Genomic DNA, 26245 nt, shown 5'->3' with positions numbered 1-26245 from the left:
AGGTTGGCTGAACGGACGCCATCGCGAGCAAGCTCAGCTCCCACAGTTTTTTCGGGTTTTCGGGTGTTCACAAAATTGGCATGCCACCGCCACCTCCCCTGTGGGAGCAAAGCTTGCTCGCGATGGGGCCTTTGGATCAGACCCTGAACTGATTGATCAATCGCCGCTGCTGCTCCGCCAGTTTGGTCAATCCGGCGCTGGCCGCGCTGGATTCATCGGCGCCGCTGGCTACTTCGTTCGCCACTTGCCCGATGTTGATCACATTGCGGTTGATGTCATCGGCCACGGCACTTTGTTCCTCGGCGGCGCTGGCGATCTGGGTGTTCATGTCGTTGATCACCGACACGGCCTGGGTGATCGTTTCCAGGGCCTGGGCCGCTTTCGCCGCATGCTGCACGCTTTCGTCGGTGCGGTGCTGGCTGTCTTCCATCACCCGCACCACGTCCCGTGTGCCTTGTTGCAACTGTTGGATCATCGTCTGGATTTCTTCGGTCGCCTGCTGCGTCTTCTGCGCCAGGTTGCGCACTTCATCGGCGACCACCGCAAAACCACGGCCCTGCTCACCGGCCCGGGCGGCTTCGATGGCCGCGTTGAGGGCCAGCAGGTTGGTCTGCTCGGCGATCCCGCGGATGGCGGTGAGGATCGCGTTGATGTTCTCGCTGTCCTTGGCCAAGGTCTGTACCACGCTTACCGCCTTGCCGATTTCCACGGCGAGGGCACCAATGGAGGTGGAAGTGTCCCGCACGATCTGCATGCCCTGGCTGGCGGCCTGGTCTGCATGACTGGCGGCCTGGGCGGCTTGGGTCGCGTTGCGTGCCACATCCTGCGCGGTGGCCGTCATTTCGTGCACGGCCGTGGCGACCTGATCGATCTCCGACATTTGCTTGTGCACGCCCTGGTTGGTGCGGATCGCGATATCAGCGGTGTGTTCCGATGAATCGCTGACGCTCTGCACCGAGGTCACCACCTGGGTGATCATGCCCTGCAATTTGCTCAGGAAAGTATTGAAGCCCCTGGCGATCGCCCCCAATTCATCGGCGCGGTCGCTGACCAGGCGACGGGTCAGGTCGCCTTCGCCCTGGGCGATGTCATCGAGCATCGCCACCATTTGCTTGAGCGGCCGGGCAATGCCGTGGCCCACCAGCCAGATCACCAGCAGACCGATGCCGGCAATCACCAGGCCCACCATCGCCATGCCGAAGATATCGGCCTGGCGTTGACGGTCGAGGTCTTGCTGCAACGCTTGCAGGTCGGCCATGACCGCATTCAGCGGCAGTTGCAGCATCAGCGTCCAGCGGGCGTTGGTCTCGCCGATGCCGAACGGCATGTACACCTCGATATGCCCGTGTTCTTCGTCGATGTCGTAGCGCACCTCGCCGACGCCCAGCTTGGCCAGGTTATCCAGTTCGCTGGTGTCCAGCAGGTCGCTGGCCTTTTCCCCGAGTTTGCTCGGGTCCTTGGTGAAGGCCACCAGCCGGTTGTTGCTGGAGAGCAAGGCCATTTCCCCGGCGCCGTCGTACAACTTGCCGTCGGCGGCCACGAGCATGTCCTGGATGAAGTTCACCGACAGATCGGCGCCGACGATGCCCTGGAACTTGCCATCGATCATGATCGGTTCGATGAACGAGGCGAGCATGGTCATCGTGCTGCCAACGCGATAGGGCGCCGGGTCGATCACGCAGGCTTTCTTGCTGTCCTGGGAGCACAGGTAGTACTCACTGGCACGGATGCCGGTGGAGAGCAGTTTCTGATCGGTCACATCGGCGAGTTTTTCCAGGCCCAGGGTGCCGTCCTGGTTACGGAACCACCACGGCAGGAAACGCCCGTTGGTTTCCATGCCCAACACCTGGCTGTTCACATAATTGCCATCGTTGTGGTCGATGGCGTTCGGCTCCCAGGCGATGTAGGCGCCGAGGATCTTCGGGTTGCGCACCACGGTCTCGCGCAACAGGCTGATCATTTGCTCGCGGGACACCTTCAGTTGCGGGTTGCCGTCCGCGCCGTTCATGCCCATCAAGGCGTTGCTGGTGGCCAGGCCGCGGGCGAGCAGCAGCGGGGCTTCCAGTTCTCGCTGGATCAGGCTGGCCTGGGTGCGGGCCAGGGCACCGAGGCGTTGTTCGATGAGTTGTTCGAACTGCGCCTTGGTTCGCTGTTGCACCATGTCCTGGGTGCGCGCGCCGGCAAACAGCGCATACAGCACAAGGGCAGCCACCACGCTGAGTACGATGGCGCCGGCCAGGGCCGCCACGGAAAACTGGATCGATCTGAATTTCATAAAGGCTCCGGACGCGGAAATGACGTCTGGAGCGGTTATCGGCGTTTCTGTGGGGCGACATGAGGGGTAGTTCGTCGGATGACTGTTTTAGCAGTGTGAGTGTCGCAAATGGACTGGGTGAGGTCTGTCCGAAAAACCTGCAATCGCTCGCTGTGTATCTGGCGCCGATACAAATCAAGGCCTAGGATACGCCCACGTTTCCAGGGAGCTTCTTTTACATGAACAAGACATTGATGGTGAGTGCTTTGAGCGCGGCTCTGCTGCTCGCCGGTTGCCAATCGGTCAATACCACCAGCGGCGGAGCCGTGGGCGTGGAACGCAAGCAATACATGTTCAGCATGCTGTCGACCGATCAGGTCAACCAGATGTACGCCCAGTCCTACCAAAAGACGATGGGGGAGGCGAGCGCCCAAGGCGTGCTGGACAAGACCAGCAAGGATGCCAAGCGCATCCAGGTCATCGCCGACCGCTTGATTGCCCAGGCGCCCGTGTTCCGCCCGGATTCGGCGCAGTGGAACTGGGAAGTGAACCTGATCAAGAGCGATGAGCTCAACGCCAATTGCGGTCCTGGCGGCAAGATCATGTTCTACACCGGCCTGATCGACCAGTTGAAGCTGACCGATGCTGAAATTGCCGCGATCATGGGCCACGAAATCGCCCACGCCCTGCGCGAGCACGGGCGCGAAGCGATGTCCAAGGCCTATGGCATCGAGATGGCCAAGCAGGGCGCTGGCGCCTTGTTCGGCCTCGGCCAGGACAGCCTGGCGTTGGCCGACACCGTCGCCAACTACGGCATGACCTTGCCCAACAGCCGCGGCAACGAGAACGAAGCCGACCTGATCGGCCTCGAGCTGGCCGCCCGCGCTGGCTACGACCCGAACGCGGCGATCACCTTGTGGAACAAGATGGCCAAGGCTTCGGAAGGCGCGCCACCGGAATTCATGAGCACCCACCCGTCGTCGAGCAGCCGTATCGCTTCGTTGCAGGCGGCGATTCCGAAGGTGATGCCGCTTTATCAGCAGGCCAAGAAGTAAGCATCGTCATGCTGTGAGGCGGCTGGCCTCATCGCGAGCAAGCTCGCTCCCACAAAGACCTGCAGTGAACACAATCGTGTGAACACCTGCAGCCCCTGTGGGAGCGAGCTTGCTCGCGATAAACGATGACGCGGTCTCAAACCCACCCACTACTCTGCATTGCCTTGTACACCGCCACGATCGCCAGGACGAAGAACGCCGAGGCCGCCAGGCGACGGATCAGGGTCAGGGGCAGCTTCTCGGCGGCGAAATTGCCCGCCAGGACCACCGGCACGTTGGCAATCAACATGCCCACGGTGGTGCCAATGATCACCAGCCACAACTCCGGGTATTGCGCGGCGAGCATCACCGTGGCGATCTGCGTCTTGTCGCCGATTTCCGCCAGGAAGAACGCAATCAACGTCGTCAGGAACGGTCCGAACTTGCGGGCCGTGTTGGCTTCTTCATCGTCCAGTTTGTCCGGGACCAGGGTCCACAGCGCCGTGGCCGTGAAGCTTGCCGCCAATATCCAGTGCAACATCGCGTTGGAGAAAAACCCGCTGACCCAGGCGCCTACTGCCCCGGCGGCTGCGTGGTTGGCAAGTGTTGCAGCAATGATGCCGGCGATGATCGGCCAGGGTTTGCGAAAGCGAGCGGCCAGGATGAGCGCGAGCAATTGCGTCTTGTCGCCGATTTCGGCCAGCGCAACGATGGCGGTAGGTACGAGGAGTGAGTCCAGCATCAGGAATTCCTAAAGGGGCGGGTCGACACGGCTATGACACGTACAGCCTTCCCGCCCCGGGTAAGGTGTGCGTGTCATAGGTCTTGTCAAACCCAGCGACCATCTGCGTGGACGCTTGGGCCGCATACGCCATGGTCTGCTGACCAAGTATGTTGACGTATGCCGGGCGAGCATGGCGCTCGCGGGAGACTACTCCCCTAGGACGGAGCGGATTCTGCCTAGGCAAATCCGATAGAGCAAGTGCTGTTGCCTAAAAGATTTCAACCGCGCTTGGCCCGGTAGATGCGAAAGCCCTGGCCTTCGGCCTTGATTGCGCAGACGCCCAGATGCTCCTCGATCAGTGGCTGGTACTTGAGGAAGCTATTGGCAACCAGCCGCAGTTCGCCGCCGTTTTTCAGATGTTTGGCTGCTTTTCGCAGCAGGTTTTCCGTGGCGTGGTAATCGGTGTGCACGCCGACATGGAACGGTGGGTTGCTCAGGATCGCACTCAAGCCCATCGGTGCGGCGTCGATGCCGTCACCGGTCAGCACCTCGGCCTCCAGGCCGTTGGCGGCCAGGGTCAGGCGACTGCTGGCGGCGGCGAATGCGTCCACGTCCAACAAGGTGACGGTGTTGTGCGGATAACGTCGCTTGACCACCGCCCCCAGCACCCCGGCACCGCAGCCGAAGTCCAGCAAATGCCCGCTGGGCAGTTTATCCAGGTGTTCCAACAGCAACGCACTGCCGCGGTCCAGGCGACCATGGCTGAACACCCCCGGCAGGCTGATGACTTTCAACGGGCCTTCGGCCAGGGGCAATTCGTAGGTCTGGGCCAGGCTTTCCAGGGGCGTGGCCTCGGGCGCGTTGGCGACGGTGACCTGCCACAGTTGGCAATGCCGCGCACTGTCGAGCTTGCGTGGCTTGCCGAACGGGTTGAGCTGTTTGGACGCGCCTTCGATGCCGCTGCGCTTTTCCCCCACCAGGTACACCTCGCGACCGGCCAGGCGCGCCGCCACGGCATTGAGGATGTAGTCGGTCAGATCCTTGGCCTTGGGCAGGAACACCACGGCCGTGTCGAACCCCCGCTCGGGGACGTTCACGCCAAAGTGGCTGCGCTCGGGGAAGCGAGCCTCCAGCGCGGCCTGATCCCCGGCATGCCAGCACCAGCCATGGGCCTCTGGCAAACGGCCGAGCAGGTCGTCGGCGGGCAGGCCGGCCAACAACACCGACCCCTGGAATAACTCGGCCTGACGAAGCAGTACTTCACTGCGCGGATCCATGGTCTGCTCCTTGAAAAAAAGTGCGGCAGTTTATCAACTGACGACACGCCGCGCTGTACCGCTGAAAAAGCCCTGGGCGTTTTCGCTCATTTGCCCGACGATCCGTTGCCGCGCCTCGCGGCTGCCCCAGGCGTTGTGTGGCGTGACGATCAGCCGTGGAATATCGCCGGCCAGCAGCGGGTTGCCTTGGGCCGGTGGCTCCACGCTCAGCACGTCGGTGGCGGCGCCCCCCAAATGACCGCTGCGCAGGGCCTCGGCCAACGCCTGTTCGTCAATCAGGCCGCCACGGGCGGTGTTGACCACGAATGCACCGGGCTTGAGCTGCGCCAGTTCGCGGGCGCCGATGAAGTTGTGGGTATGCTCGTTGAGCGGGCAGTGCAGGGTCAGGGCATCGACTTGCGGCAACAATTGCTCCAGCGGCAAGCGGTCGGGGCGGGCCGGGCGCCCGGGGATCTGCCCCAGCAGCACGCGCATGCCAAAGGCTTCGGCCAGCCGTCCGACGGCGCTGCCCAATTCACCGTGGCCCAGCAAGCCCAGGGTCTTGCCTTCGAGTTCGACAATCGGATAATCCAGCAGACAGAACTGCGAGGCCTGCTGCCAGCGACCTTCACCCACCGCTTTTTGATAATCGGCCAGGCGCGTCGCCAGGTTCAGCAACAGCATGATCGTGTGCTGGGCCACCGACGGCGTGCCGTAGCCCTGGCAATTGCACACCGTGATGCCGTGGCGGCGGGCGGCTGCCAGGTCGACATTGTTGGTGCCGGTGGCGCTGATCAGGATCAGCTTCAGTTCAGGGCTGGCCGCCATGGCCTGCGCATCGATCACGATCTTGTTGGTGATTGCCACGGTGGCACCCTTGAGCCGTTCGATGACCTGGTCCTGCGTGGTCCGGGCGAACAATTGCAGGTCGCTGAAGCAGCTGCGCAGCGGGCCCAGGTCCAGGTCGCCGAGGTCCAGGGAGGGGTGGTCGAGGAAAACTGCATGGGCGGTGTTCGTCATCAGCTGTACCTTTTATGTCAAGAACCGAAGGCGTAATGTGGCGAGCCTATCAGATGCGCTGTAGCTGCGGCCTAGCTCGATGTTGGGGCTAATGATGATCCCCTCGCCACAGATTCATTTGTCACACAGTGATGTTTGCTTTGAGATTGAGCTTGCCAAGGAGCCACCATGTACCTCACCGAATTCCTCACCGTCGCCCTGATCCACCTGCTGGCCGTTGCCAGCCCGGGGCCGGATTTTGCCGTGGTGGTGCGCGAAAGCGTGACTCATGGCCGGCGCGCCGGGACCTGGACGGCACTGGGCGTCGGCACGGCGATTTTCCTGCATGTGGGCTATTCGTTGCTGGGTATCGGCCTGATCGTCTCGCAATCGATCGTGCTGTTCAACGCGCTGAAATGGGCCGCCGCCGCGTACCTGCTGTACATCGGCTTCAAGGCTCTGCGGGCGCAACCGGCCAAGCCCACCGAAGACAACCTGCACAAGGAGGCCGGTGAGCGTACCGCCCGCGGCGCGTTCACCTCGGGCTTCGTTACCAATGGCCTGAACCCCAAGGCCACGCTGTTTTTCCTGTCGCTGTTCACCGTGGTGATCAACCCGCACACACCGCTGGCCGTCCAGGCCGGTTACGGCGTGTACCTGGCGGTTGCGACGGCCGCCTGGTTCTGCCTGGTGGCGCTGCTGTTCAGCCAGCAACGGGTGCGCGCCGGGTTTGCACGCATGGGCCACTGGTTCGACCGGACCATGGGTGCCGTGCTCGTCGCCATTGGGGTGAAGCTGGCGTTTACCGAGGCGCACTGATCCCGTTCTGTGTAGGAACTGTGTGGAAGCTGTGTAGGAGCTGCGTAGGAGCTGTGTAGGAGCTGTCGAGTGCAACGAGGCTGCGATCTTTCCCCTGACAATTGAGTCGTAAGCGAAAGATCAAAAGATCGCAGCCTCGTTGCACTCGGCAGCTCCTACAGGGGTACGCGCAGGTCCCGAGGATGGCTCAAGGCTAGTATTGGCGCACCGATCAAATCATTCCTTTGGCTGATTTGATCGGTGTATAAGCGCTCTAGAGTGCTTACTTCCAGCCAAGACCGTGCAGTCAGAAAAGGGACACTTATGTTGCAGACTCGCGTTATTCCTCCCGCCGAAGGCGCTTATCAATACCCGCTGCTGATCAAGCGGCTGCTGATGTCCGGCACGCGTTACGAGAAAACCCGCGAGATCATCTACCGTGACCAGTTGCGCTACAGCTATCCGACGCTGATAGAGCGGGTCGCGCGGCTGGCCAACGTGCTGACCGAGGCGGGGGTCAAGGCCGGTGATACCGTGGCGGTGATGGACTGGGACAGCCATCGCTACCTGGAATGCATGTTCGCAATTCCGATGATCGGCGCGGTGATCCACACCATCAACGTGCGCCTGTCACCGGAGCAGATCCTCTACACCATGAACCACGCCGAGGACCGCTTCGTGCTGGTCAACAGCGAGTTCGTTGGCTTGTACCAGGCGATTGCCGGGCACCTGACCACGGTGGACAAGACCCTGCTTTTGACCGACCTGCCGGAAAAAACCGCCGACCTGCCGAACCTGGTGGGTGAATACGAGCAACTGCTCGCCGCCGCCGCCCCGACCTACGACTTCCAGGATTTCGACGAAAACTCCGTCGCCACCACGTTCTACACCACCGGCACCACGGGCAACCCCAAGGGCGTGTACTTCACCCATCGGCAACTGGTGCTGCACACCATGGGCGTGGCGACCATCATGGGCTCTATCGACAGCGTCCGGCTGCTGGGTACCAACGACGTGTACATGCCCATCACGCCGATGTTCCATGTCCACGCCTGGGGCCTGCCCTATGTCGCGACCATGCTCGGGCTCAAGCAGGTTTACCCGGGTCGCTACGATCCCGAGTTCCTGGTCCAACTGTGGCGCAAGGAAAAGGTCACCTTTTCCCATTGCGTGCCGACCATCCTGCAAATGGTCCTCAACGCCAAGGGGGCCCAGGACACTGACTTTGGCGGTTGGAAGATCGTCATCGGCGGCAGCGCCCTGAACCGCAGCCTGTACGAAGCGGCCAAGGCCCGGGGCATCCAGCTCACTGCCGCCTATGGTATGTCGGAAACCGGCCCGCTGGTGTCCTGCGCCCACCTCAACGATGAACTGATGGCCGGTAGCGAAGACGAACGCACCACTTACCGGATCAAGGCCGGCGTGCCGGGCCCGCTGGTGGAGGCGGCGATCGTCGACACCGAGGGGCGCTTCCTGCCGGCCGACGGCGAGACCCAGGGTGAACTGGTGCTGCGCGCGCCGTGGCTCACCGAGGGCTATTTCAACGAGCCGCAGAAGGGCGCCGAGCTCTGGGCCGGCGGCTGGCTGCACACCGGTGACGTTGCCACGCTGGACAACATGGGCTTCATCGACATCCGTGACCGCATCAAGGACGTGATCAAGACCGGGGGCGAATGGATCTCCTCCCTGGACCTGGAAGACCTCATCAGCCGTCACGTGGCGGTACGCGAAGTAGCAGTGGTCGGCATTCCCGACCCGCAGTGGGGCGAGCGGCCGTTTGCCTTGCTGGTGGTTCGCGAAGGCCATCAGCTTGGGGCTCGCGAACTCAAGGAACACCTCAAGCCGTTCGTCGAGCTGGGGCACTTGAGCAAGTGGGCGATCCCGAGCCAGATCGCCCTTGTTACGGAAATTCCCAAGACCAGCGTCGGCAAGCTCGACAAGAAGCGCATCCGCGTCGACATCACCGAATGGCAGAGCAACAACAGCACCTTCCTCTCCACGCTTTAGGCCTTTTTGCCGTGCCCGAAAGGGCACGGCAGCCCCACCAAGCAAGCGCTTGACTTGTCAAACCGAAAATTTCAGCCATCCTTGCCGTGCCGACACCTGTCGGCCTGGCGAAAGGACTGTTCCAGAGTGGTCGGGGCCGCAAATCACACTTTAGAGGGATCAAGCCGTACTACCTGCTGGCTATAGTCCGCTAACGGATTCTCAGGAACGGGGCGCACGCACGAAAGGGCGATGCGACCTTGATGGATGTCGGGATGCTGTCGCTCCCAGCCATCGAGGTGTTCTTGAAAGGTCCACTGCCATAACAATAATGCACATGGAGTAGCGTCGATGACCTCAGCAACCACGTTCTGGCGCCGGGCAAAACTGCCTCTGGCGGTCAGTCTCGCCTCTTCGCTCGCCGGGCCAGCATTCGGCGTCAGTTTCAACATCGGTGAAATCGAAGGCCAGTTCGACTCGTCCCTGTCGGTCGGCGCGAGCTGGTCGACGGCCAACGCCAACAAGGACCTGATCGGTGTCAACAATGGCGGCAAGGGTTTGTCGCAGACCTCCGATGACGGCCACTTGAACTTCAAGCGAGGGGAAACCTTCTCGAAGATCTTCAAGGGCATCCATGACCTGGAACTGAAGTACGGCGATACCGGCGTGTTCGTGCGCGGCAAGTACTGGTACGACTTCGAACTCAAGGACGAAAGCCGCCTGTACAAGGACATCAGCGACAACAACCGCAAGGAAGGCGCCAAATCCTCCGGCGGGCAGATTCTCGATGCATTCGTCTACCACAACTACGCCATCGCCGATCAGCCAGGTTCGGTCCGCCTGGGCAAACAAGTGGTCAGCTGGGGTGAAAGTACCTTCATCCAGGGCGGCATCAACTCCATCAACCCGGTCGACGTGTCCGCGTTCCGTCGCCCTGGTGCGGAGATCAAGGAAGGCCTGATCCCGGTCAACATGTTCTACGTCTCCCAGAGCCTGACCGACAACCTGTCGGCCGAAGCGTTCTACCAGTTGGAGTGGGACCAGACCGTGGTGGATAACTGCGGTACGTTCTTCTCCCAGCCGGATGTGATTGCCGATGGGTGTACCGATAACCTGCGGGTGCTGAACAAGCGTTCCACCATTCCGTTGCCGGGCGTCATTCTTCCAATATTGGAAGGCCAGGGTGTTGATATCAACGAAGAAGGTGTGCTGGTACGTCGTGGTCCGGACCGCGATGCCCGCGACAGCGGCCAGTGGGGCGCATCGTTGAAGTACATGTTCGAACCGCTGGACACCGAGTTCGGTGCCTACTTTATGAACTACCACAGCCGTGCGCCGATTTTCAGTGCCCAGGGGGCAGCGCAGCAGTTCTACACCGCGGGGCCAATTGCGGCACTGCGTCCTCTGATCGTGGCAGGTAACTCCAACTACTTCGTCGAATACCCGGAAGATATCCGTCTGTATGGCCTGAGTTTCTCCACGACACTGCCTACCGGCACGGCGTGGAGCGGTGAGATCAGCTATCGCCCGAATGCGCCAGTGCAACTGAGCACCACTGACATTCTCTTCGCCGGTGTGACGCCGCTTCCCGGGTTTGGCGATGCATCGGTACTCCAGGGCGCGCCGGGCCAAGACCTGCATGGCTATCGCCGTAAAGAGATCACCCAGTTCCAGACCACATTCACTCACTTCCTGGACCAGGTCATGGGCGCGAGCCGCTTGACCCTGGTGGGCGAAGTCGGGGTGACCCATGTCGGTGGCCTGGAAAGCAAGTCCGAAGCCCGCTACGGTCGTGATCCGGTGTTCGGCCCTGGTGAGTTGCCAAACGGTTTCTGTAACACGCTCAATACCTCGACTGCGGCAGGTGGCGGCCAGACCATCAACGACGTGAACAGCAACTGCAACAACGACGGCTTCACCACCTCCACCTCCTGGGGCTACCGTGCGCGCGCCATCTGGGAATACCCGGACGTCTTCGCTGGCGTGAACCTCAAGCCCAACGTGGCTTGGTCCCATGACGTCAAGGGTTACTCGCCAGGCCCTGGCGGCAACTTCGAAGAGGGCCGCAAAGCCGTCAGCCTCGGGCTGGATGCCGAGTACCAGAACACCTACAACGCCAGCCTGGCCTACACCAACTTCTTTGGTGGCGACTTCAGCACTGTGGACGATCGTGACTTCCTGGCGCTCAGCGTCGGCGTGACCTTCTAAGCACCGTATTTCAGGACGACACACTATGAAAATAACAAAGAATCTGTTGCAGGCTGGTGTTCTGGGGTTCTCCCTGCTGGCCGCCAGTGTCATGGCGGCAGTGCCTGCGGCCGAGGCCGACAAACTCGGCAAGAGCCTGACGCCGATGGGCGCCGAGATGGCCGGCAATGCCGACGGCTCGATCTCGGCCTGGAAACCCATGGCCAAGAATGCCGGTGCCGTGGACAGCAAGGGCTTCCTCGCCGACCCGTACGCCAGTGAAAAACCGCTGTTCACCATCACCGCGCAGAACGTCGACCAGTACAAGGACAAGCTCGCGCCGGGCCAGTACGCGATGTTCAAGCGTTACCCGGAAACCTTCAAGATGCCGGTCTACCCGACCCATCGCGGTGCCACCGTGCCGGACGAGGTGTTCGCCTCCATCAAGAAAAACGCGGTCAACACCAAGCTGGTCTCCGGCGGCAACGGCCTGGAAAACTTCGAGACGGCCGTGCCGTTCCCGATTCCCCAGAGCGGCGTGGAAGTCATCTGGAACCACATCACCCGCTATCGCGGCGGCAGCGTGACGCGCCTGGTCACCCAGGCCACCCCGCAGCCCAACGGTTCGTACAGCCTGGTGTATTTCCGCGACCAGTTCGTGTTCCGCGACAAGATGAAGGATTTCGATCCGGCCAACCCTGGCAACATCCTGTTCTACTTCAAGCAGCAAGTGACCGCGCCGGCGCGTCTGGCCGGTGGTGTGCTGCTGGTGCACGAAACCCTCGACCAGGTGAAGGAACCGCGTTCGGCGTGGGTCTACAACGCTGGCCAGCGTCGTGTGCGCCGTGCCCCGCAAGTGTCCTACGATGGCCCGGGTACCGCCGCCGACGGCCTGCGTACCTCCGACAACCTGGACATGTACAACGGCGCGCCGGACCGTTACAACTGGAAGCTGGAAGGCAAGAAAGAGCTGTACATCGCCTCCAACAGCTACAAGATCGATTCGCCGCAACTCAAGTACGCCGACATCCTCAAGGCCGGCCACATCAACCAGGACCTGGCGCGTTACGAGTTGCGTCGTGTCTGGCACGTGACCGCGACGCTGAAGGAAGGCCAGCGCCACATCTACGCCAAACGTGACTTCTTCATCGATGAAGACACCTGGCAAGCCGCGGTGATCGACCATTACGACGGCCGTGGCCAACTGTGGCGAGTGGCCGAGGCCCATGCCGAGAACTACTACGACAAGCAAGTGCCGTGGTATGCCCTGGAAACCCTCTACGACCTGCAATCCGGCCGCTACCTGGCGCTGGGCATGAAGAACGAAGAGAAATCGGCCTACGACTTCGGCTTTACCGCCACCACCGCCGATTTCACCCCGAACGCACTGCGTCAGGAAGGCATCCGCTAAACCGCTTTACCCGAGGCCGCATCCTCGAAGAAACGCCCCGACTGGTTCGGGGCTTTTTTTTGATTCACGCCCCCTTGGCGAGAGAGCTTGCTTCCGCTGGGTTGCGATCTTTTGATCTTTCACTTGAGGCTCAAGTGTCTGGGGAAAGATCGCAGCCTCGCTGCACTCGACAGCTCCTACAGAGTCCTGCAGCCTCGCTGCACTCGACAGCTCCTACAGAGTTCCTGCAGCCGAGCGGGGATGAATCCTCTCGCCACAAAAGCGGTGCCTTCAAGGACGATCGGCTTGTAGTCTTTTTGTAGCCATTTGTAGCACTCCCTTCAATACCTCCTCGTTTACCGCTAGTCTGCGGACATCTGCAACGCCGCCACCCGCATTCCAACAAGAGCCGGCCATGACTGATTTGTCTTCACTTCCGGATTCTGCCCGCGCAGCCATCGCGGTACAGGACGGGCGTTTCTACCGCCCGCCCTTGCCCGACGGTCACGTTGTGCGACCGCGGTTGTGCGAGCGTTTGAGCGCGGGGCTTGGCGGCAGGTTGCTGTTGGTCAGTGCCCCGGCGGGGTTCGGTAAAAGCTCTCTGGCGGTGGAGTTCTGCCAGAGCCTGCCGGCCCATTGGCAAAGCCTCTGGCTGGGGCTCAGCGTCCGGGACAACGATCCGGGGCGCTTCCTGGAGCGGTTGCTCGAAGGGCTCCAGGCGTTTTTCCCGCAACTGGGCGGCCGGGCACTGGGGCTGCTGAAAATGCGCCAACGTCATCAACCCTTTGCTTTCGAAGAATGGCTCGACGGCCTGCTGGACGAACTGTCCACGCACTTATCGCCCCGCGAGCCGTTGCTGCTGGTGCTCGACGATTACCACCTGGCCCAAAGCCCGGTACTGGATCGCTGCCTGCAGTTTTTCCTCAATCACCTGCCCGACGGGTTGCTGGTCCTCGTCACCAGCCGCCAGCGCCCGGACTGGCATTTGGCGCGCCTGCGCCTGTCGCGGCAATTGCTCGAACTTAATGAACAGGACCTGCGCCTGACCCATGACGAAGCCTTGACCCTGCTCCAGCACCACAGCAGTTCGTTGCGCGGTGAGGCGCTGGAAAATCTTATCCAGCGCAGCGAAGGTTGGGTGGCCGGGTTGCGTTTCTGGCTGTTGGCCGCTTCCGAAGCCGGTACCGAAGGCCTGCTGCCCCAGGCCTTGCACGGCGGCGAAGGGCTGATTCGCGATTATCTGCTCGAAGAGGTCATCGACTGCCTGCCCGCCGAGGTGCAGGCATTTCTCTACGACACGGCTCCTCAGGAACGCTTTTGCAGCGAACTGTGCGACGCCGTGCGCGAAGCCCATGACAGCGCCGAAATCCTGCGTTACCTGGCGGCCCACCAAGTGTTTCTGGTACCGCTGGACGAGCACGGCCATTGGTACCGATATCACCACCTGTTTTCCGACCTGCTGCGCAGTCGCCCCAGCGCACCGGCCATGGTCCCGGCCGCGACGCTGCATTTGCGGGCCTGTCGCTGGTTCAACGCCCAGGGCCTGATCGACGAAGCCGTGGAACAAGCGCTGCGGGCCGGGCATCTGGACGTCGCGGCGAACCTGGTGCAGAACCTCTCGGAGGAGCAACTGCTGGCCGAGCAGAACGTCGGCATGTTGCTGCGCTGGAAAATGGACTTGCCCGACAGCCTGCTCATCAGCACCCCGCGGCTGATCGTGCTCTACAGCTGGGCGTTGGGGCTGGCCTGCCAGCTGGACGCTGCCGAAGAGCTGGCGGCGCACTTGAGTCGTTTCCTGCCGGCCCCTTCGGCCACCGCGCAAAAATCCATGCTCGCCCAATGGCTGGCCCTGAGCGGGATCGTCGCCCGTGGCCGGGGGGACCGCGAGGCCACCGTGCGTTATTGCAGCGAAGCGTTGGAGAGCCTGCCGCAAAAACGTTACGGCCAGCGCCTGATGTGCCTGTCCACACTGTCGAACCTGGCGATTGCCGATGGCGACCTGTGGCGCGCCCGGAACCTGAACCGTGATTCCCTGGAGCTGGCGCAGCGGGTCGGTAATCCACTGTTCGAGGCCCTGGCCCATTACGATCGTGCCCGGGTCCTGCAGGCGCGGGGGGAGATCCTGCGGGCGCTGGATGAAGTGCACCAGGGCCTGCAACGTTTGCACAAACTGTCGCCCCAGCGGCTTTATGCGGTTCGGGCGCGCTTGATCATGTACGAAGGTTTTTTGCTGACCTTGCGCATGCAGCCCCAGGCCGGCCTTGCGCGCTTGCAGGCGGGCCTCACCGAAGCCCGCGCCTGCCGCGACATCAGCGTGCTGATCGGCCATTGCGTGATCGCGCGTATCGAAGGCTACCGCGGCGAGTTCGCCCGGGCCTTCGCCGAACTGGCTGAAGCCGAGCGCCTGATGCATATCTGGGATGTTCCGCCGATCTACTATCTGGCGATGATCACCCTGGTCAAGTGCGAACTCTGGTTGGCCCAGGGGCGCACCGACCTGGCCGAAGCCTGGCTGGCCCGGCTGGGCCAGACCTACACGGGTGAGCGGGCCGCCGCCGCACCGGAATTCCACCCGCAATTGCCGCTGCATGTCGAGTTGCAGCAGGCGGTGCTGGAGTCCATCCGGGGCCAACCGATACTCGCGCAAGGGCGGCTCGATGCCTTGCTTGAACACGGTCAGCAAAGTGGCCGGCAGATGCTCAGCGTGATGGCGCTCAACCAGAAAGTCGCCTTGCTGCTGAGCATCGGGCGTGAACCCGAAGCCCGTCGCACCCTGGCCCAGGCTTTCGAAGCCGCCAGCGGCGGGGTATTGCAGCCTTTCGAATGGTTGTTCGGTGAGCACCGCGAATGGTTGCGTGAACAACTGGTGCATGCGCCACCCAGTACCTTGCGCGAACATTTGCTCGAACGCCTGCCCTCGATGGTGGCCCAACCCGCCGACCCAACGGCGCCCGTCGAAACCCTCAGCAGTCGCGAGCGAGCGGTGTTGCAGTTGATTGCCCAAGGATGCTCGAACCAGGAAATCAGCGAGCAGTTGTTTATCTCGCTGCACACCGTCAAGACTCACGCCAGCCACATCAACAGCAAGCTCGGCGTCGAGCGCCGCACCCAGGCGGTGGCGCGGGCGAAGGCGTTGGGGTTGTTGGGTTGAGCGAGATTTTGGGAACGGTGAAAAAAACCTGTGGCGAGGGAGCTTGCTCCCGCTGGGCCTGTAGGAGCTGTGTAGGAGCTGTGTAGGAGCTGTCGAGTGCAACGAGGCTGCGATCTTCCCCCAGACAATTGAGTCGTAAGCGAAAGAACAGGATCAAAAGATCGTCCGAACGCGGCCCGAGCCTTCGCCAGCTCCTACAGAACCCCGCGGGAACAAGCTCCCCCGCCACAAAGGCTTTGACAAGGAATCCCCCGATGTTGCCCCAGTACAAAACCATCCAATCCCCCGTCGGCCAACTGATCCTCGTCGCCCGGGAGACACGGCTGGCGGCCATCCTCTGGGAAAACGAGCGGCTCAATCGGGTGCGGCTGGGGCCATTGGAGGAGGACACCCAGCATCCGGTCCTCAAGGAAACCGAGCGTCAGTTGCTGGAATACTTCGCCGGCCAGCGCCGTCGTTTCGAGCTGGAACTGGACTTCGCGGGGACTGACTTCCAGATCCGGGTCTGGCAAGCCCTGTTGACCATCCCCTTCGGTGAAACCCGCAGCTACCGCGACATCGCCATCCAGATTGGCCAACCGACGGCGGTCCGGGCGGTCGGCGCCGCCAATGGTCGCAACCCCATTTCGATCATCGCCCCATGCCACCGCGTCATCGGCACCTCGGGCAGCCTTACCGGTTTCGCTGGCGGCCTGGCGGCGAAACAGTTGCTGCTCAGCCTTGAAGGTCAGCAGAGCCTGCAATTGGCGTTCTGAACCGATTTCACTCATCTATCCCTTGTGGGAGCGGGGATTTGGGAGGCCGCATGCGCGTCGGCGGTCGGCCGTTGGCGTTGTGCTGGTAGATCTTCGTGGGCTGCCCCTGTTCATTGAAGAACACCTGGCCAATGCCAGCGCTGTTCCACAGCCGCTCACCGGCCTCGGCGTGTTCCGGGGTGTGGGGGACGATGCGCATGCTGCGGCGCTTGGTGAACCAGTTCAGGGGCGAGCGCGGCGAGTAGAGCCAGCGGTTCAGGCGATCGAACCATTCCAGCAGCGCAGGCGGGAATTCATTCTTGATGCCGCTGCTGGTGATCTGCCAGATGCGCGGGCCGCCCTTGCGGTGTGGGATCAATACTTCGTAAACGAAGGAATAATGCACGTCCCCGGACAGCACCACGTAATTCCCGGGCGTACGCGAGTGGCGGAAAATGTTCAGGATCACCTGGGCAGCGCCGCGATGGGCCATCCAGTTTTCCGCATCCACCAGCAGCGGATAACCGCACCAACTGAACACCCGTTGCACGGTCTCGATCAGCTTCACGCCGAAGATCGGCGCCGGTGAGACGATGATCGCCGAGGGATGATCCAACAGCTCTTGCTGCAACTCGCTCAGGGCTTCCCAATCCAGCAGGCCGGAAGGCTGCTTGAGGTTGTTCTCGCTGCGCCAGCGACGGGTGCGGGTGTCGAGTACCACCAGGGCCGGGGTGCTCGGCAGCACGTAATGCCATTGCTGGAAAGCCAGCAGGGTGTCGATCAGTTGGTCCTGGGGTTTGCTGTCCAGGTAACGGTCCCGGGCGGTATCGCTCAGGGCCAAGATTTGCGGGAGCACGTCAGCAAAGGCATCCGGGTTGTTACCCCAGCCCTGGCAGAGCATGTAGGCGATCAACGCATTGCCGATGATGCGTTTGGAGAACGGATGGCCATAGGCCGTTTCCTCCCACTGTGCAGACAGGTTCCAGTCATCGGTAATGTCGTGGTCGTCGAAAATCATCAGGCACGACAGGTGCGCAAACACCCGCGCCACGCCGCCCAGCCCGGTCTTGAACGCATCGATGCGCTGCTGCTCCAGGTCGTAGCGCTGGCGCCGTTCGACGGTCAGTTCGGGCGGCTGCACCGCAATCAACGTCCAGGGCACCGGTGACCACACCAGCAGGTACATCGCCATGACCTCGGCGAAGGTCACCAGGTGATTGTCGGCGCTGCTGCTGGTGAAAATCGGCTTGCGGGCCCCGCCGAAAAATCGCTCGCGCAGGGTTTCGTTGCTCTCAAGCGCGGGCAACAGATCGGCACGATGGTAATAACTGGCCGGGTGCTGATAGAGCTTGGCGCTGTCTTCCACCACGGCACCGTCCAGGCATTCCTCGAACAACCCCAAGCGTTCGATCAACCCATGAATCGCCCGCAACATGGGCCCGGCGACGTCGTCGGCATAGACCTGGTCGCCGCTCATCATCAGCAATGCCGGACGTTGCGCCGGGGCTTGCGCCAACAGCCGATCGACGCAGAGCAGGCCGTCGTTGGCCGGGTAGTGGGGCTTGCGGCAAGAGCCGTGGACCAGTTGCTCGATGCGCGAGTGCAGCATGAAATTCGGGCGCCGAGCACCGTCATACAGCAGATGCGGCGCCCATTCGGCGATGGGCGCGCCGTCCACCAGCAAGTCGTAGTCGATCGTCACGTCTTGGGGCAGGGGGCTGTCGAGCCGCACATCGATCAGGTGCACAAACGCCTGCTGTCCCACCGGCACCACGGTGCAGCGCGACGCATCCAGTGCAAGATCGCCCACACCGTCCACCTGTAACGTCAACGCCAAGGCTCGCGTACCCACAAGCCACATCACCAGGCGCGTGGGCTCCAGCCGTCGCAGCAGTGGACCGACCAGGACGGGGGGCAGGGAGGTGGTATCGGCAGTAGACGGCAGCATTCGCGGGTAAAAGCTCTGTTCAGGGAGAGGCGGGGATCATAACGCAATGTGCCGGGTTGCTGGAGGCGGCAGAAGCTTGCGCCCGCTGGGCCTGCGGACGCTGTGTAGGAGCTGCCGAGTGCAACGAGGCTGCGATCTTTCCCCAGGCGCTTGAGTCTCAAGCGAAAAATCAAAAGATCGCAGCCTTCGGCAGCTCCTACAGGCACAGTGGGACCTTATTGGGCCTTGTTGGACGCTTCAGCCGCCTTGATCAGGTCCGGCCCGATCTCCTGTTCGAACTTCGCCCATACCGGCTTCATTTTTTCGCGCCAGGCATTACGCTCCTGCGGTGTGAGGGTAATGATCTGGGTGGTCTTGGCGTCCAGCACATGCTGCTTGTCCTGCTGGTTGAATCGCTCCGCTTCCTGGTTGGCATAGTCGGTGGATTCGACCACGATCTTGTCCAATTCGCTGCGGATGTCCGGTGGCAGGCCGTTCCAGAAATCCGACGTGGTGATCAGCATGTAGTCGAGTATGCCGTGGTTGGACTCGGTGACGTATTTCTGCACTTCATTGAGCTTCTGGTTATAGAAGTTGGAGTAGGTGTTTTCCGTGCCGTTGACCAAACCGGTGCGCAAAGCCTGGTACACCACCGAGAAGATCATCGGTTGCGCTTTGGCGCCCACTGCCTGGAACTGTTCCTGCAGCACCGCAGAAGTCTGTATCCGGAACGTCTGGCCGCGGGCATCCCCGGGGGTGCGCAGCGGCTTGTTGGCCGATAGCTGCTTCATGCCGTTGTGCCAATAGGCCAGGCCGGTGATGTTCTTGCTTTCCATGGACTTGAGCAGCTTCTGGCCCTCGGGGCTGCGCTGAAAACGGTCCACTGCGGCGATGTCGTTGAACAAGAAGGGCAAGTCGAACAACTGCACCGACTTGGTGTACTGATCGAACTTGGCCAGCGAGCGCGCAATGATCTGCACGTCTCCCAACAGCAGCGCCTCCATCTCCTTGTCGTCGCCATACAACGTGGCGCGTGGATACACCTCGACCCTCACCTTGCCCGGCAGCCGCTCCTCCACCAGCTTCTTGAACATCAACGCGCCCTGGCCCTTGGGCGTTTGTTCGCCTACGACATGGGAAAACTTGATCACGATCGGCTCTGCGGCCGCGGCCGTTGCGAACAGGCTGAAACTCAAGGTATAGACGAGCGCTTTCCATAGAGGCGTTAGCATTGCAAGGCTTCCCTGTTTTTATTGTTCGAAGACACATACCCGTGTTTGGCCCAACACCTGCGTGGCGAGGCGCGTTACGCTTTCGCCACGCAGTGTGTGTTTATCGGGCTTAACTCATCCCCAACCAATTCGGTAGCGCCATCGAAATCCACGGCACATAGGTAATCAGCATCAGGAACGCCAGCAGAATCATCAACCATGGCATGGCCGCACGGATGGTGGCGGGCAGGGACATGCCGGTTACCGCTGAGGTGACGAACAGGTTCAGCCCCACCGGCGGTGTGATCAAGCCGATCTCCAGGTTCACCACCATGATGATGCCCAGGTGGATCGGGTCGATGCCCAGCTTCATGGCGATGGGGAACAGGATCGGCGCCAGGATCAGAATGATCGCCGAAGGCTCCATGAACGCACCGGCGATCAGCAGCACGATGTTCACCACCAGCAGGAAGGCCACCGGCGTCAACCCGGCCTCGATCACCCATGCCGTGATTTGCTGCGGCAGTTGCTCGGTGGTCAGTACATGGGCGAAAAGCATGGCGTTGGCGATGATGAACATCAGCATGATGCTCAGCTTGGCCGACTCCAGCAGCACCTTCGGTGTCTCGCGGAACGTGAGGTCCTTGTAGACGAACAATGCAATGAACGCCGAATACACCGCCGCCACCGCCGCTGCTTCGGTAGGGGTGAACATCCCGGAGTAGATCCCGCCGAGGATGATGACCATCAGCAACAGGCCCCAGATGGCCTTGCGCGCGGTGGCCAACCATTCACGGAACGTCGCCCGGGGAAGGGCTGGCAGGTTCTTCTTCACGGCGACGACGTAGATCGCCACCATCAGTGAAACCCCCAGGAGCAGGCCCGGCACGACACCGGCCATGAACAGCTTGCCCACTGATGTTTCGGTCGCTGCGGCGTACACCACCATCACGATCGAGGGCGGAATCAGGATGCCCAGGGTCCCGGCATTACACACGATGCCTGCGCCAAACGACTGTGGATAACCCGAGCGCACCATCCCGGCAATGGCGATGGAACCGACCGCCGCCACCGTCGCGGGACTTGAGCCCGACAACGCCGCAAACAACATGCAGGCCAGCACCGCCGCAATCGCCAGGCCGCCACGGATATGCCCGACGCAGGCGTTGGCAAAGTCGATCAGCCGCCGCGCCACGCCGCCGGTGGTCATGAACGCGCCGGCCAGCAGGAAGAACGGAATCGCCAGCAACGTGTAGTGCTCGGAGGTTTCGAACAGCTTGATCGCCAGGGAACGCACGGAGTCGGGGCTGAAGAAAATGATGGTCAGCGAGCCGGCCAAACCCAGCGAAATGGCAATGGGCACGCCGATGAGCATCAGCACGAACAGTGCTATGAACAGGAAGGCAATGGTCATGGCTTGTCTTCCTCGTGTTCGGTCAATTTCATGGCTTCGGCCGCTTCATCGGCCAAGCCCAGGCCGGTCTGGCGATTCATCAGGATGCGCACGAGAATTTCCGCGAAACGAATAAACACCAGCGCGAACCCTACCGGCACGATCAACCCGACGTGCCACTGCATGATGCCGAAATGGCCGAGGTCCTCGGCGCCGATCTGGGCAATCATCAGAGTGTTGATCCATTCGTAACTCGCCACTGCCAGCAGCCCGGCGTAGGCGAGGCAGCACAGGCAAGCGATGACGCCAATGAAACGCTGCACCGGCTTGCTCGCCAGTTTCACCAGCGCATCGACGCCGATGTGTCCGGCCGTGCGCACGCCGTACGACAGCCCGAAAAAGATCAGCCAGCCAAACAGGGCCTTGGTCAGTGACGTGCTCCAGGTCATGGCCTGGGCCATGCCCATGACAGCGTCGCCTATGGCGAACATCGGTTCGCTCGCGGCTGACCATTGGTCGCCGAGGCTATAGAAAACGGTATAGAGATTGTTGAGCACCACGTAGACGAACGTTACAAGCGTCATGGCGGCCAGAAGGAAAGCAATAAAAGCTTCCTCGAAGTGTTCCCAGGTGCGCCGAAGGGCGTTCATGGCGTGACCTCTCCTGTGGGGGACGACAGGCCGACGCTGCCAGGGCGGCAGCGCCAGCCAACCAATCACTGGGCCTTGTTGGAGGCTTCTGCGGCTTTGATCAGGTCAGCGCCGATATCACCTTCGAACTTCTTCCATACCGGTTTCATCTTGTCGCGCCACTCGGCACGCTCTTGCGGCGTGAGGGTAATGATCTCGGTCGTCTTGGCGTCGACGATCTTCTGCTTGGCGTCCTGGTTCAGTTGCTCGGCTTCCTTGTTCACCTGAGTCGTGACTTCTTTGATGATCTTGTCCAGCTCAGTACGAACGTCTGGATCCAGGCCATTCCAGAACTTGGTGTTGGTGATCAGCATGTAGTCGAGTACACCGTGGTTGGACTCGGTGATGTACTTCTGCACTTCATGCATTTTCTGGCTGTAGATGTTCGAGTAGGGGTTTTCCGCACCGTTGACCACGCCGGTCTGCAAACCTTGGTAAACCTCGGCGAAGCTCATCTTGCGCGGGTTGGCGTTCACGGCCTTGAATTGTTCTTCCAGCACGGCCGATGCTTGTACGCGGAACTTCAGGCCACGAGCATCCTTGGGTTCGCGCAGCGGTTTGTTCGCCGACAGCTGCTTCATGCCGTTGTGCCAATAAGCCAGGCCGGTAATGTTCTTGCTTTCCATGGACTTGAGCAGCTTCTGGCCTTCAGGGCTCAACTGGAAGCGGTCCACCGCGGAGATGTCATCGAACAGGAACGGCAAGTCAAACAGTTGCACGGTCTTGGTGTATTGCTCGAACTTGGCCAGTGACGGCGCGATGATCTGCACGTCGCCCAGCAGCAGGGCTTCCATCTCCTTGCCGTCGCCGAACAGCGAGGAGTTGGGGTAGACCTCGACCTTCACTTTGCCTGGCAACCGTTCTTCCACCAGTTTCTTGAACAGCAGAGCGCCTTGGCCTTTGGGCGTTTGTTCGGCCACCACATGGGAGAACTTGATCACCACCGGATCTGCCGCCATGGCCGTGCTCATCGCACTGAGGGCCAAAGTGCAAGCGAGCGCTTTCCAGATAGGTTTGAACATAAGGGGCTTTCCTCTTTTTTTTAGTATTTTCGTGCGGGCTCATTTAAAACACAGCGCACGGCGGAACAATGATGAGTCTAGGCAGAAAAATAACGAGTCGGCGACGGTTAACGGGAAAAACCGCCATTCGGCTGTTCGTCTCGACAGGTTGCGCTAGAGCCTTCCTGGCGTCGGGCTGACACATCACAAACGGCTCATTCCAAAGGTTTCAGTCAACAACCGTGTCTGGGGCAGGAAACCATAAAGGAGCGATGATGGCTACAGGCTTTCAATCTCACGCCGGTGATTATCGAATCCATGGGGCGAGGGGGGCTGTTAGGCTATGTGTTCAGGAGAGCATTTTGTTCTGGAAGTCATATGAACGTCATCAAGGAAACTTTGTTCGTTCTCCTGATCACCGTGTTGGCGGTCGGCACATTTAATTTGGCGTTCATGGCCGTTGGTAGTTATTTCGGGCCGTTCCATGAGAGCGAAGCAGACCAGAGCCGCAACTTTGCGATCTGGTTGTTTGGCAATGTCGGGGTGGTGGTCGTGGCTGCGGCGGTGGGCATTGTCTGGAGACGACGCAAACCTCGGATCTAGCCAGGTAGCCAACGTCTGCACAAAACCTGTGACAGGGTGTTCACCTTCCGCAGGCACTGCCTTCCTGTGGGAACGAGCCTGCTCGCGATGACGGCGGCACAGTCAACATCTGCGTCTCAGACAAACCGCATTCGCGAGCAGGCTCGCTCCCACAGCTTTTGATCCTGGCTGCTCACAGCAGCGCCCCGGGGACGCCGCTGCAAGAGGGAAGGACTCAAACCGCTGTCGGGTTCTGCTTCTCTGGGTCAATGCCATATAGCACAATCGCCTCGGCCACTTTTTCCCGCGATATTGCCCCGTCATCGGCCAGCGCCTTCAAGGCCGCCAATACGATGAAATGGCGATCCACTTCGAAGAACCGGCGCAGCGATTCACGGGTATCCGACTGGCCGAAGCCGTCGGTGCCCAAGGCCACGAAGCGGCGTTTGGGCACGAACGGGCGGATCTGGTCTGCGAATATCTTCATGTAGTCGGTCGCCACCACCACCGGCCCCTGTTTATCCAGCAGGCAGCTTTCAACATGGCTGATACGAGGTGCCTGCTGTGGATGGAGCAGATTCCAGCGTTCGGCATCCTGGCCGTCCCGACGCAGTTCGGTCAGGCTGGTGACGCTCCACACTTCACTGCTGACGCCGAAATCCTGCTCCAGCAACTGCGCGGCGGCGGCGACTTCGCGCAGGATCGAACCGCAGCCCATGAGCTGCACATGCTTGCCTTCGACGGGCTGCGCAGGGGCTGAGAGCCGGTACATGCCTTTCAGAATATCTTGCTCGACTCCTTTGGGCATGGGCGGATGGGCATAGTTTTCGTTGAGCAGTGTGATGTAGTAATAGATGTCCTCGTTGTCGATATACATTCGCCGCATGCCGTCCTGGATGATCACCGCTAGCTCATAGGCGTAGGTCGGGTCGTAGGACACGCAGCAGGGGATGGTGGAGGACAGCACATGGCTGTGGCCGTCGTCATGTTGCAGGCCTTCGCCCATCAATGTGGTTCGGCCGGACGTGGCGCCGAGCAGGAACCCCCGGGCACGGGCATCGCCAGCGGCCCAGGCGAGGTCGCCGACGCGCTGGAAGCCGAACATCGAGTAGAAAATGTAGAAGGGCACCGTCATCACACCATGGGTGCTGTAGGAAGTGCTCGCGGCGATCCAGGAAGAAATCCCGCCGGATTCGTTCAGGCCTTCCTGCATGATCTGGCCGTCGCGGGCTTCCTTGTAATAGCTCAGTTGGCCGGCGTCCTGAGGTGTGTACAACTGACCGACATGGGAATGGATGCCGATCTGGCGGAACAGGCTTTCCATGCCGAAGGTGCGTGATTCGTCCGGGACGATCGGCACGAGCAGCTTGCCGATGTTCGGGTCCTTGAGCAGCGTGCCGAGGATGCGCACGAATGCCATGGTCGTCGAGATCGCCCGCTCGCCAGTGCCTTTTAGCTGGGTGTCCAGGGTCGATAATGGCGGGATCTGCAAAGGCTCCACCGCACTGAAGCGCGCAGGGACGTAGCCGCCCAACTGAGTGCGCCGGGCTTGCAGGTAAAGGGCTTCGACGCTGTCCGCTGCAGGCTTGAGATAGGGCATGTCGCTCAACTGATCGTCCGTGAGGTCCAGGCCGAAACGATCACGGAACGCCTTGACCGCGTCCTCGCCCATCTTCTTGAGTTGGTGGTTGATGTTCTGGCCTTCGCCTGCTTCGCCCATGCCGAAGCCTTTCACGGTTTTCGCCAGGATGACCGTAGGCCCGCCGGTGTGGCGCATGGCGGCGGCGTAGGCGTTGTAGACCTTCTCCGGGTCATGGCCGCCGCGCGACAGCCTCCAGATGTCGTCATCGCTCAGGTCACTGACCAGCGCCTGCAACTCGGGGTATTTACCGAAGAAATGCTCTCGCACATAGGTGCCATTCTGGGACTTGTAGTTCTGATAATCGCCATCGACGCACTCCATCATCCGCTGGCGTAGCAGGCCGGTCTTGTCCTTTTCCAACAACGCATCCCAACCGCTGCCCCAAATCACCTTGATGACGTTCCAGCCGGCCGCGCGGTACAGGCTTTCGAATTCCTGGATCACCTTGCTGTTGCCGCGCACCGGTCCGTCGAGGCGCTGCAGGTTGCAGTTGACGACAAAAATGATGTTGTCGAGCTTCTCCCGGCCCGCGAGGGAAATTGCCGCCAGCGATTCCGGCTGGTCCATTTCACCGTCACCGAGGAACGCCCAGACTTTGCGCCCCTGATGTTCCTTCAACCCGCGATCTTCCAGGTAACGCATGAACCGCGCCTGGTAGGCGGCGGTGATCGGCCCAAGCCCCATGGACACCGTGGGGAATTGCCAGAAATCCGGCATGAGCCTTGGGTGCGGATAGGACGAAACACCGTCGCGGTCGGTCTCGCGACGGAAGTTGTCCAGCTGTGCTTCGTCCAGGCGACCTTCCAGATACGCGCGCCCGTAGATGCCCGGCGAGGAGTGGCCCTGGATGTACACCATGTCGCCACCGAACTGCTCGGTGCGGCCACGGAAGAAGTGCTCGAAGCCCACATCGTAGAGAACGGCCGCCGAGGCATAGGAGGCGATGTGCCCACCCACGTTCGAATGCTTGCCGGCGCGCAGCACCATGGCCAAGGCGTTCCAGCGGATGTAGGCGTTTATCCGGCGTTCTATGGCCTGGTCGCCGGGATAAGGCTGCTGACGGTCGAATGGAATGGTATTGACGTAGGGCGTGGTGACGCGCCCGTAAAAATCGCCATGGCGGTTGGCGTCGAAATCCAGCATCTGGTCAATCAGGTAGTGGGCGCGAGACCGCCCTTCGACGCTCGCCACCGATTCAATGGATTCGAGCCATTCGCGAGTTTCTTGTGGATCCTCGTCGAGGAACATGGGTTGTTGTGCCATCGTTGTCGTCTCCTGGACAGTGCT

At 61.2% G+C, this 26245-nt stretch carries 18 protein-coding genes, 1 pseudogene and 1 riboswitch; of the genes and pseudogenes, 8 read left to right on the top strand and 11 right to left on the bottom strand.

All coding sequences use genetic code 11. The features are described from left to right. Nucleotides 1–136: 136 nt before the first annotated feature. Together AC09SL_RS19190 and AC09SL_RS19185 are read right to left on the bottom strand one after the other, a co-directional pair. On the bottom strand, nt 137–880 hold the full coding sequence (locus AC09SL_RS19190; RefSeq protein ID WP_479571956.1) for a methyl-accepting chemotaxis protein: 744 nt from the start codon (nt 878–880) through the stop codon (nt 137–139). Between the two features lie 114 nt (nt 881–994). Next, nucleotides 995–1189: pseudogene (locus AC09SL_RS19185) on the bottom strand (HAMP domain-containing protein); the annotation flags it as partial. A gap of 1304 nt (nt 1190–2493) precedes the next feature. Here AC09SL_RS19185 and AC09SL_RS19180 point away from each other — a divergent pair. Beyond that, complete coding sequence (locus AC09SL_RS19180; RefSeq protein WP_058543353.1) at nt 2494–3309, top strand: M48 family metallopeptidase; 816 nt, start codon at nt 2494–2496, stop codon at nt 3307–3309. 136 nt (nt 3310–3445) lie between these two features. On the opposite strand, the gene AC09SL_RS19175 is transcribed toward AC09SL_RS19180, so the two are convergent. The 3 genes from AC09SL_RS19175 to AC09SL_RS19165 form a co-directional block, all read right to left on the bottom strand. Then, nucleotides 3446–4030, bottom strand: coding sequence for a TMEM165/GDT1 family protein (locus AC09SL_RS19175; RefSeq protein ID WP_058543354.1), 585 nt, complete (start codon nt 4028–4030; stop codon nt 3446–3448). 88 nt (nt 4031–4118) lie between these two features. Next, a riboswitch (yybP-ykoY riboswitch) is annotated at nt 4119–4241 on the bottom strand. A gap of 49 nt (nt 4242–4290) precedes the next feature. After that, nucleotides 4291–5289: a class I SAM-dependent methyltransferase gene (locus AC09SL_RS19170; RefSeq protein WP_058543355.1), complete on the bottom strand. Its 999-nt coding sequence runs from the start codon at nt 5287–5289 to the stop codon at nt 4291–4293. A 33-nt stretch (nt 5290–5322) separates the two neighbouring features. Continuing rightward, complete coding sequence (locus tag AC09SL_RS19165) at nt 5323–6288, bottom strand: 2-hydroxyacid dehydrogenase (RefSeq protein WP_058543356.1); 966 nt, start codon at nt 6286–6288, stop codon at nt 5323–5325. 168 nt (nt 6289–6456) lie between these two features. Between AC09SL_RS19165 and AC09SL_RS19160 the strand changes: the two genes are divergently transcribed. From AC09SL_RS19160 to AC09SL_RS19135, 6 genes are all read left to right on the top strand, one after another. Beyond that, complete coding sequence (locus AC09SL_RS19160; protein WP_058543357.1) at nt 6457–7086, top strand: LysE family translocator; 630 nt, start codon at nt 6457–6459, stop codon at nt 7084–7086. A gap of 303 nt (nt 7087–7389) precedes the next feature. Further along, nucleotides 7390–9072, top strand: coding sequence for a fatty acid--CoA ligase (locus AC09SL_RS19155; protein WP_058543358.1), 1683 nt, complete (start codon nt 7390–7392; stop codon nt 9070–9072). A gap of 330 nt (nt 9073–9402) precedes the next feature. Continuing rightward, the gene (locus AC09SL_RS19150; RefSeq protein ID WP_058543359.1) at nt 9403–11259 is read left to right on the top strand and encodes a DUF1302 domain-containing protein; all 1857 of its coding nucleotides are present in this window, start codon (nt 9403–9405) and stop codon (nt 11257–11259) included. 25 nt (nt 11260–11284) lie between these two features. After that, entirely contained in the window at nt 11285–12649 is a 1365-nt protein-coding gene (locus AC09SL_RS19145) for a DUF1329 domain-containing protein (RefSeq protein WP_058543360.1), read from the top strand. Between the two features lie 394 nt (nt 12650–13043). Continuing rightward, the gene (locus AC09SL_RS19140; protein ID WP_058543361.1) at nt 13044–15779 is read left to right on the top strand and encodes a winged helix-turn-helix domain-containing protein; all 2736 of its coding nucleotides are present in this window, start codon (nt 13044–13046) and stop codon (nt 15777–15779) included. Between the two features lie 254 nt (nt 15780–16033). After that, entirely contained in the window at nt 16034–16534 is a 501-nt protein-coding gene (locus tag AC09SL_RS19135; RefSeq protein ID WP_058543362.1) for a methylated-DNA--[protein]-cysteine S-methyltransferase, read from the top strand. A 7-nt stretch (nt 16535–16541) separates the two neighbouring features. Here the strand turns inward: AC09SL_RS19135 and AC09SL_RS19130 are convergent, their stop codons facing one another. The 5 genes from AC09SL_RS19130 to dctP all read right to left on the bottom strand — a co-directional run bounded on the left by AC09SL_RS19130 (nt 16542) and on the right by dctP (nt 22755). Beyond that, a complete protein-coding gene (locus tag AC09SL_RS19130) occupies nt 16542–18461 on the bottom strand; it encodes an alkaline phosphatase D family protein (protein ID WP_058543363.1) in 1920 nt (639 codons plus the stop codon). 215 nt (nt 18462–18676) lie between these two features. Continuing rightward, nucleotides 18677–19672: a TRAP transporter substrate-binding protein gene (locus tag AC09SL_RS19125; RefSeq protein WP_058543364.1), complete on the bottom strand. Its 996-nt coding sequence runs from the start codon at nt 19670–19672 to the stop codon at nt 18677–18679. A gap of 109 nt (nt 19673–19781) precedes the next feature. Then, a complete protein-coding gene (gene dctM, locus AC09SL_RS19120) occupies nt 19782–21065 on the bottom strand; it encodes a C4-dicarboxylate TRAP transporter large permease protein DctM (RefSeq protein WP_058543365.1) in 1284 nt (427 codons plus the stop codon). Beyond that, entirely contained in the window at nt 21062–21694 is a 633-nt protein-coding gene (locus tag AC09SL_RS19115; protein ID WP_058543366.1) for a TRAP transporter small permease, read from the bottom strand. Before AC09SL_RS19115 ends, dctM begins: the two co-directional genes overlap by 4 nt. Before the next feature lie 65 nt (nt 21695–21759). Further along, nucleotides 21760–22755 (bottom strand): C4-dicarboxylate TRAP substrate-binding protein DctP, encoded by a 996-nt coding sequence (dctP, locus tag AC09SL_RS19110; RefSeq protein ID WP_058543367.1) that lies wholly within the window; start codon nt 22753–22755, stop codon nt 21760–21762. Between the two features lie 357 nt (nt 22756–23112). Between dctP and AC09SL_RS19105 the strand changes: the two genes are divergently transcribed. Then, complete coding sequence (locus AC09SL_RS19105; protein WP_058543368.1) at nt 23113–23337, top strand: hypothetical protein; 225 nt, start codon at nt 23113–23115, stop codon at nt 23335–23337. 214 nt (nt 23338–23551) lie between these two features. Here the strand turns inward: AC09SL_RS19105 and aceE are convergent, their stop codons facing one another. Next, a complete protein-coding gene (aceE, locus tag AC09SL_RS19100) occupies nt 23552–26221 on the bottom strand; it encodes a pyruvate dehydrogenase (acetyl-transferring), homodimeric type (RefSeq protein ID WP_058543369.1) in 2670 nt (889 codons plus the stop codon). Between the last annotated feature and the right edge of the window lie 24 nt (nt 26222–26245).

It is taken from the genome of Pseudomonas sp. PF05, assembly GCF_056521845.1.
This window is presented reverse-complemented; position numbering and strand designations above follow the sequence as displayed.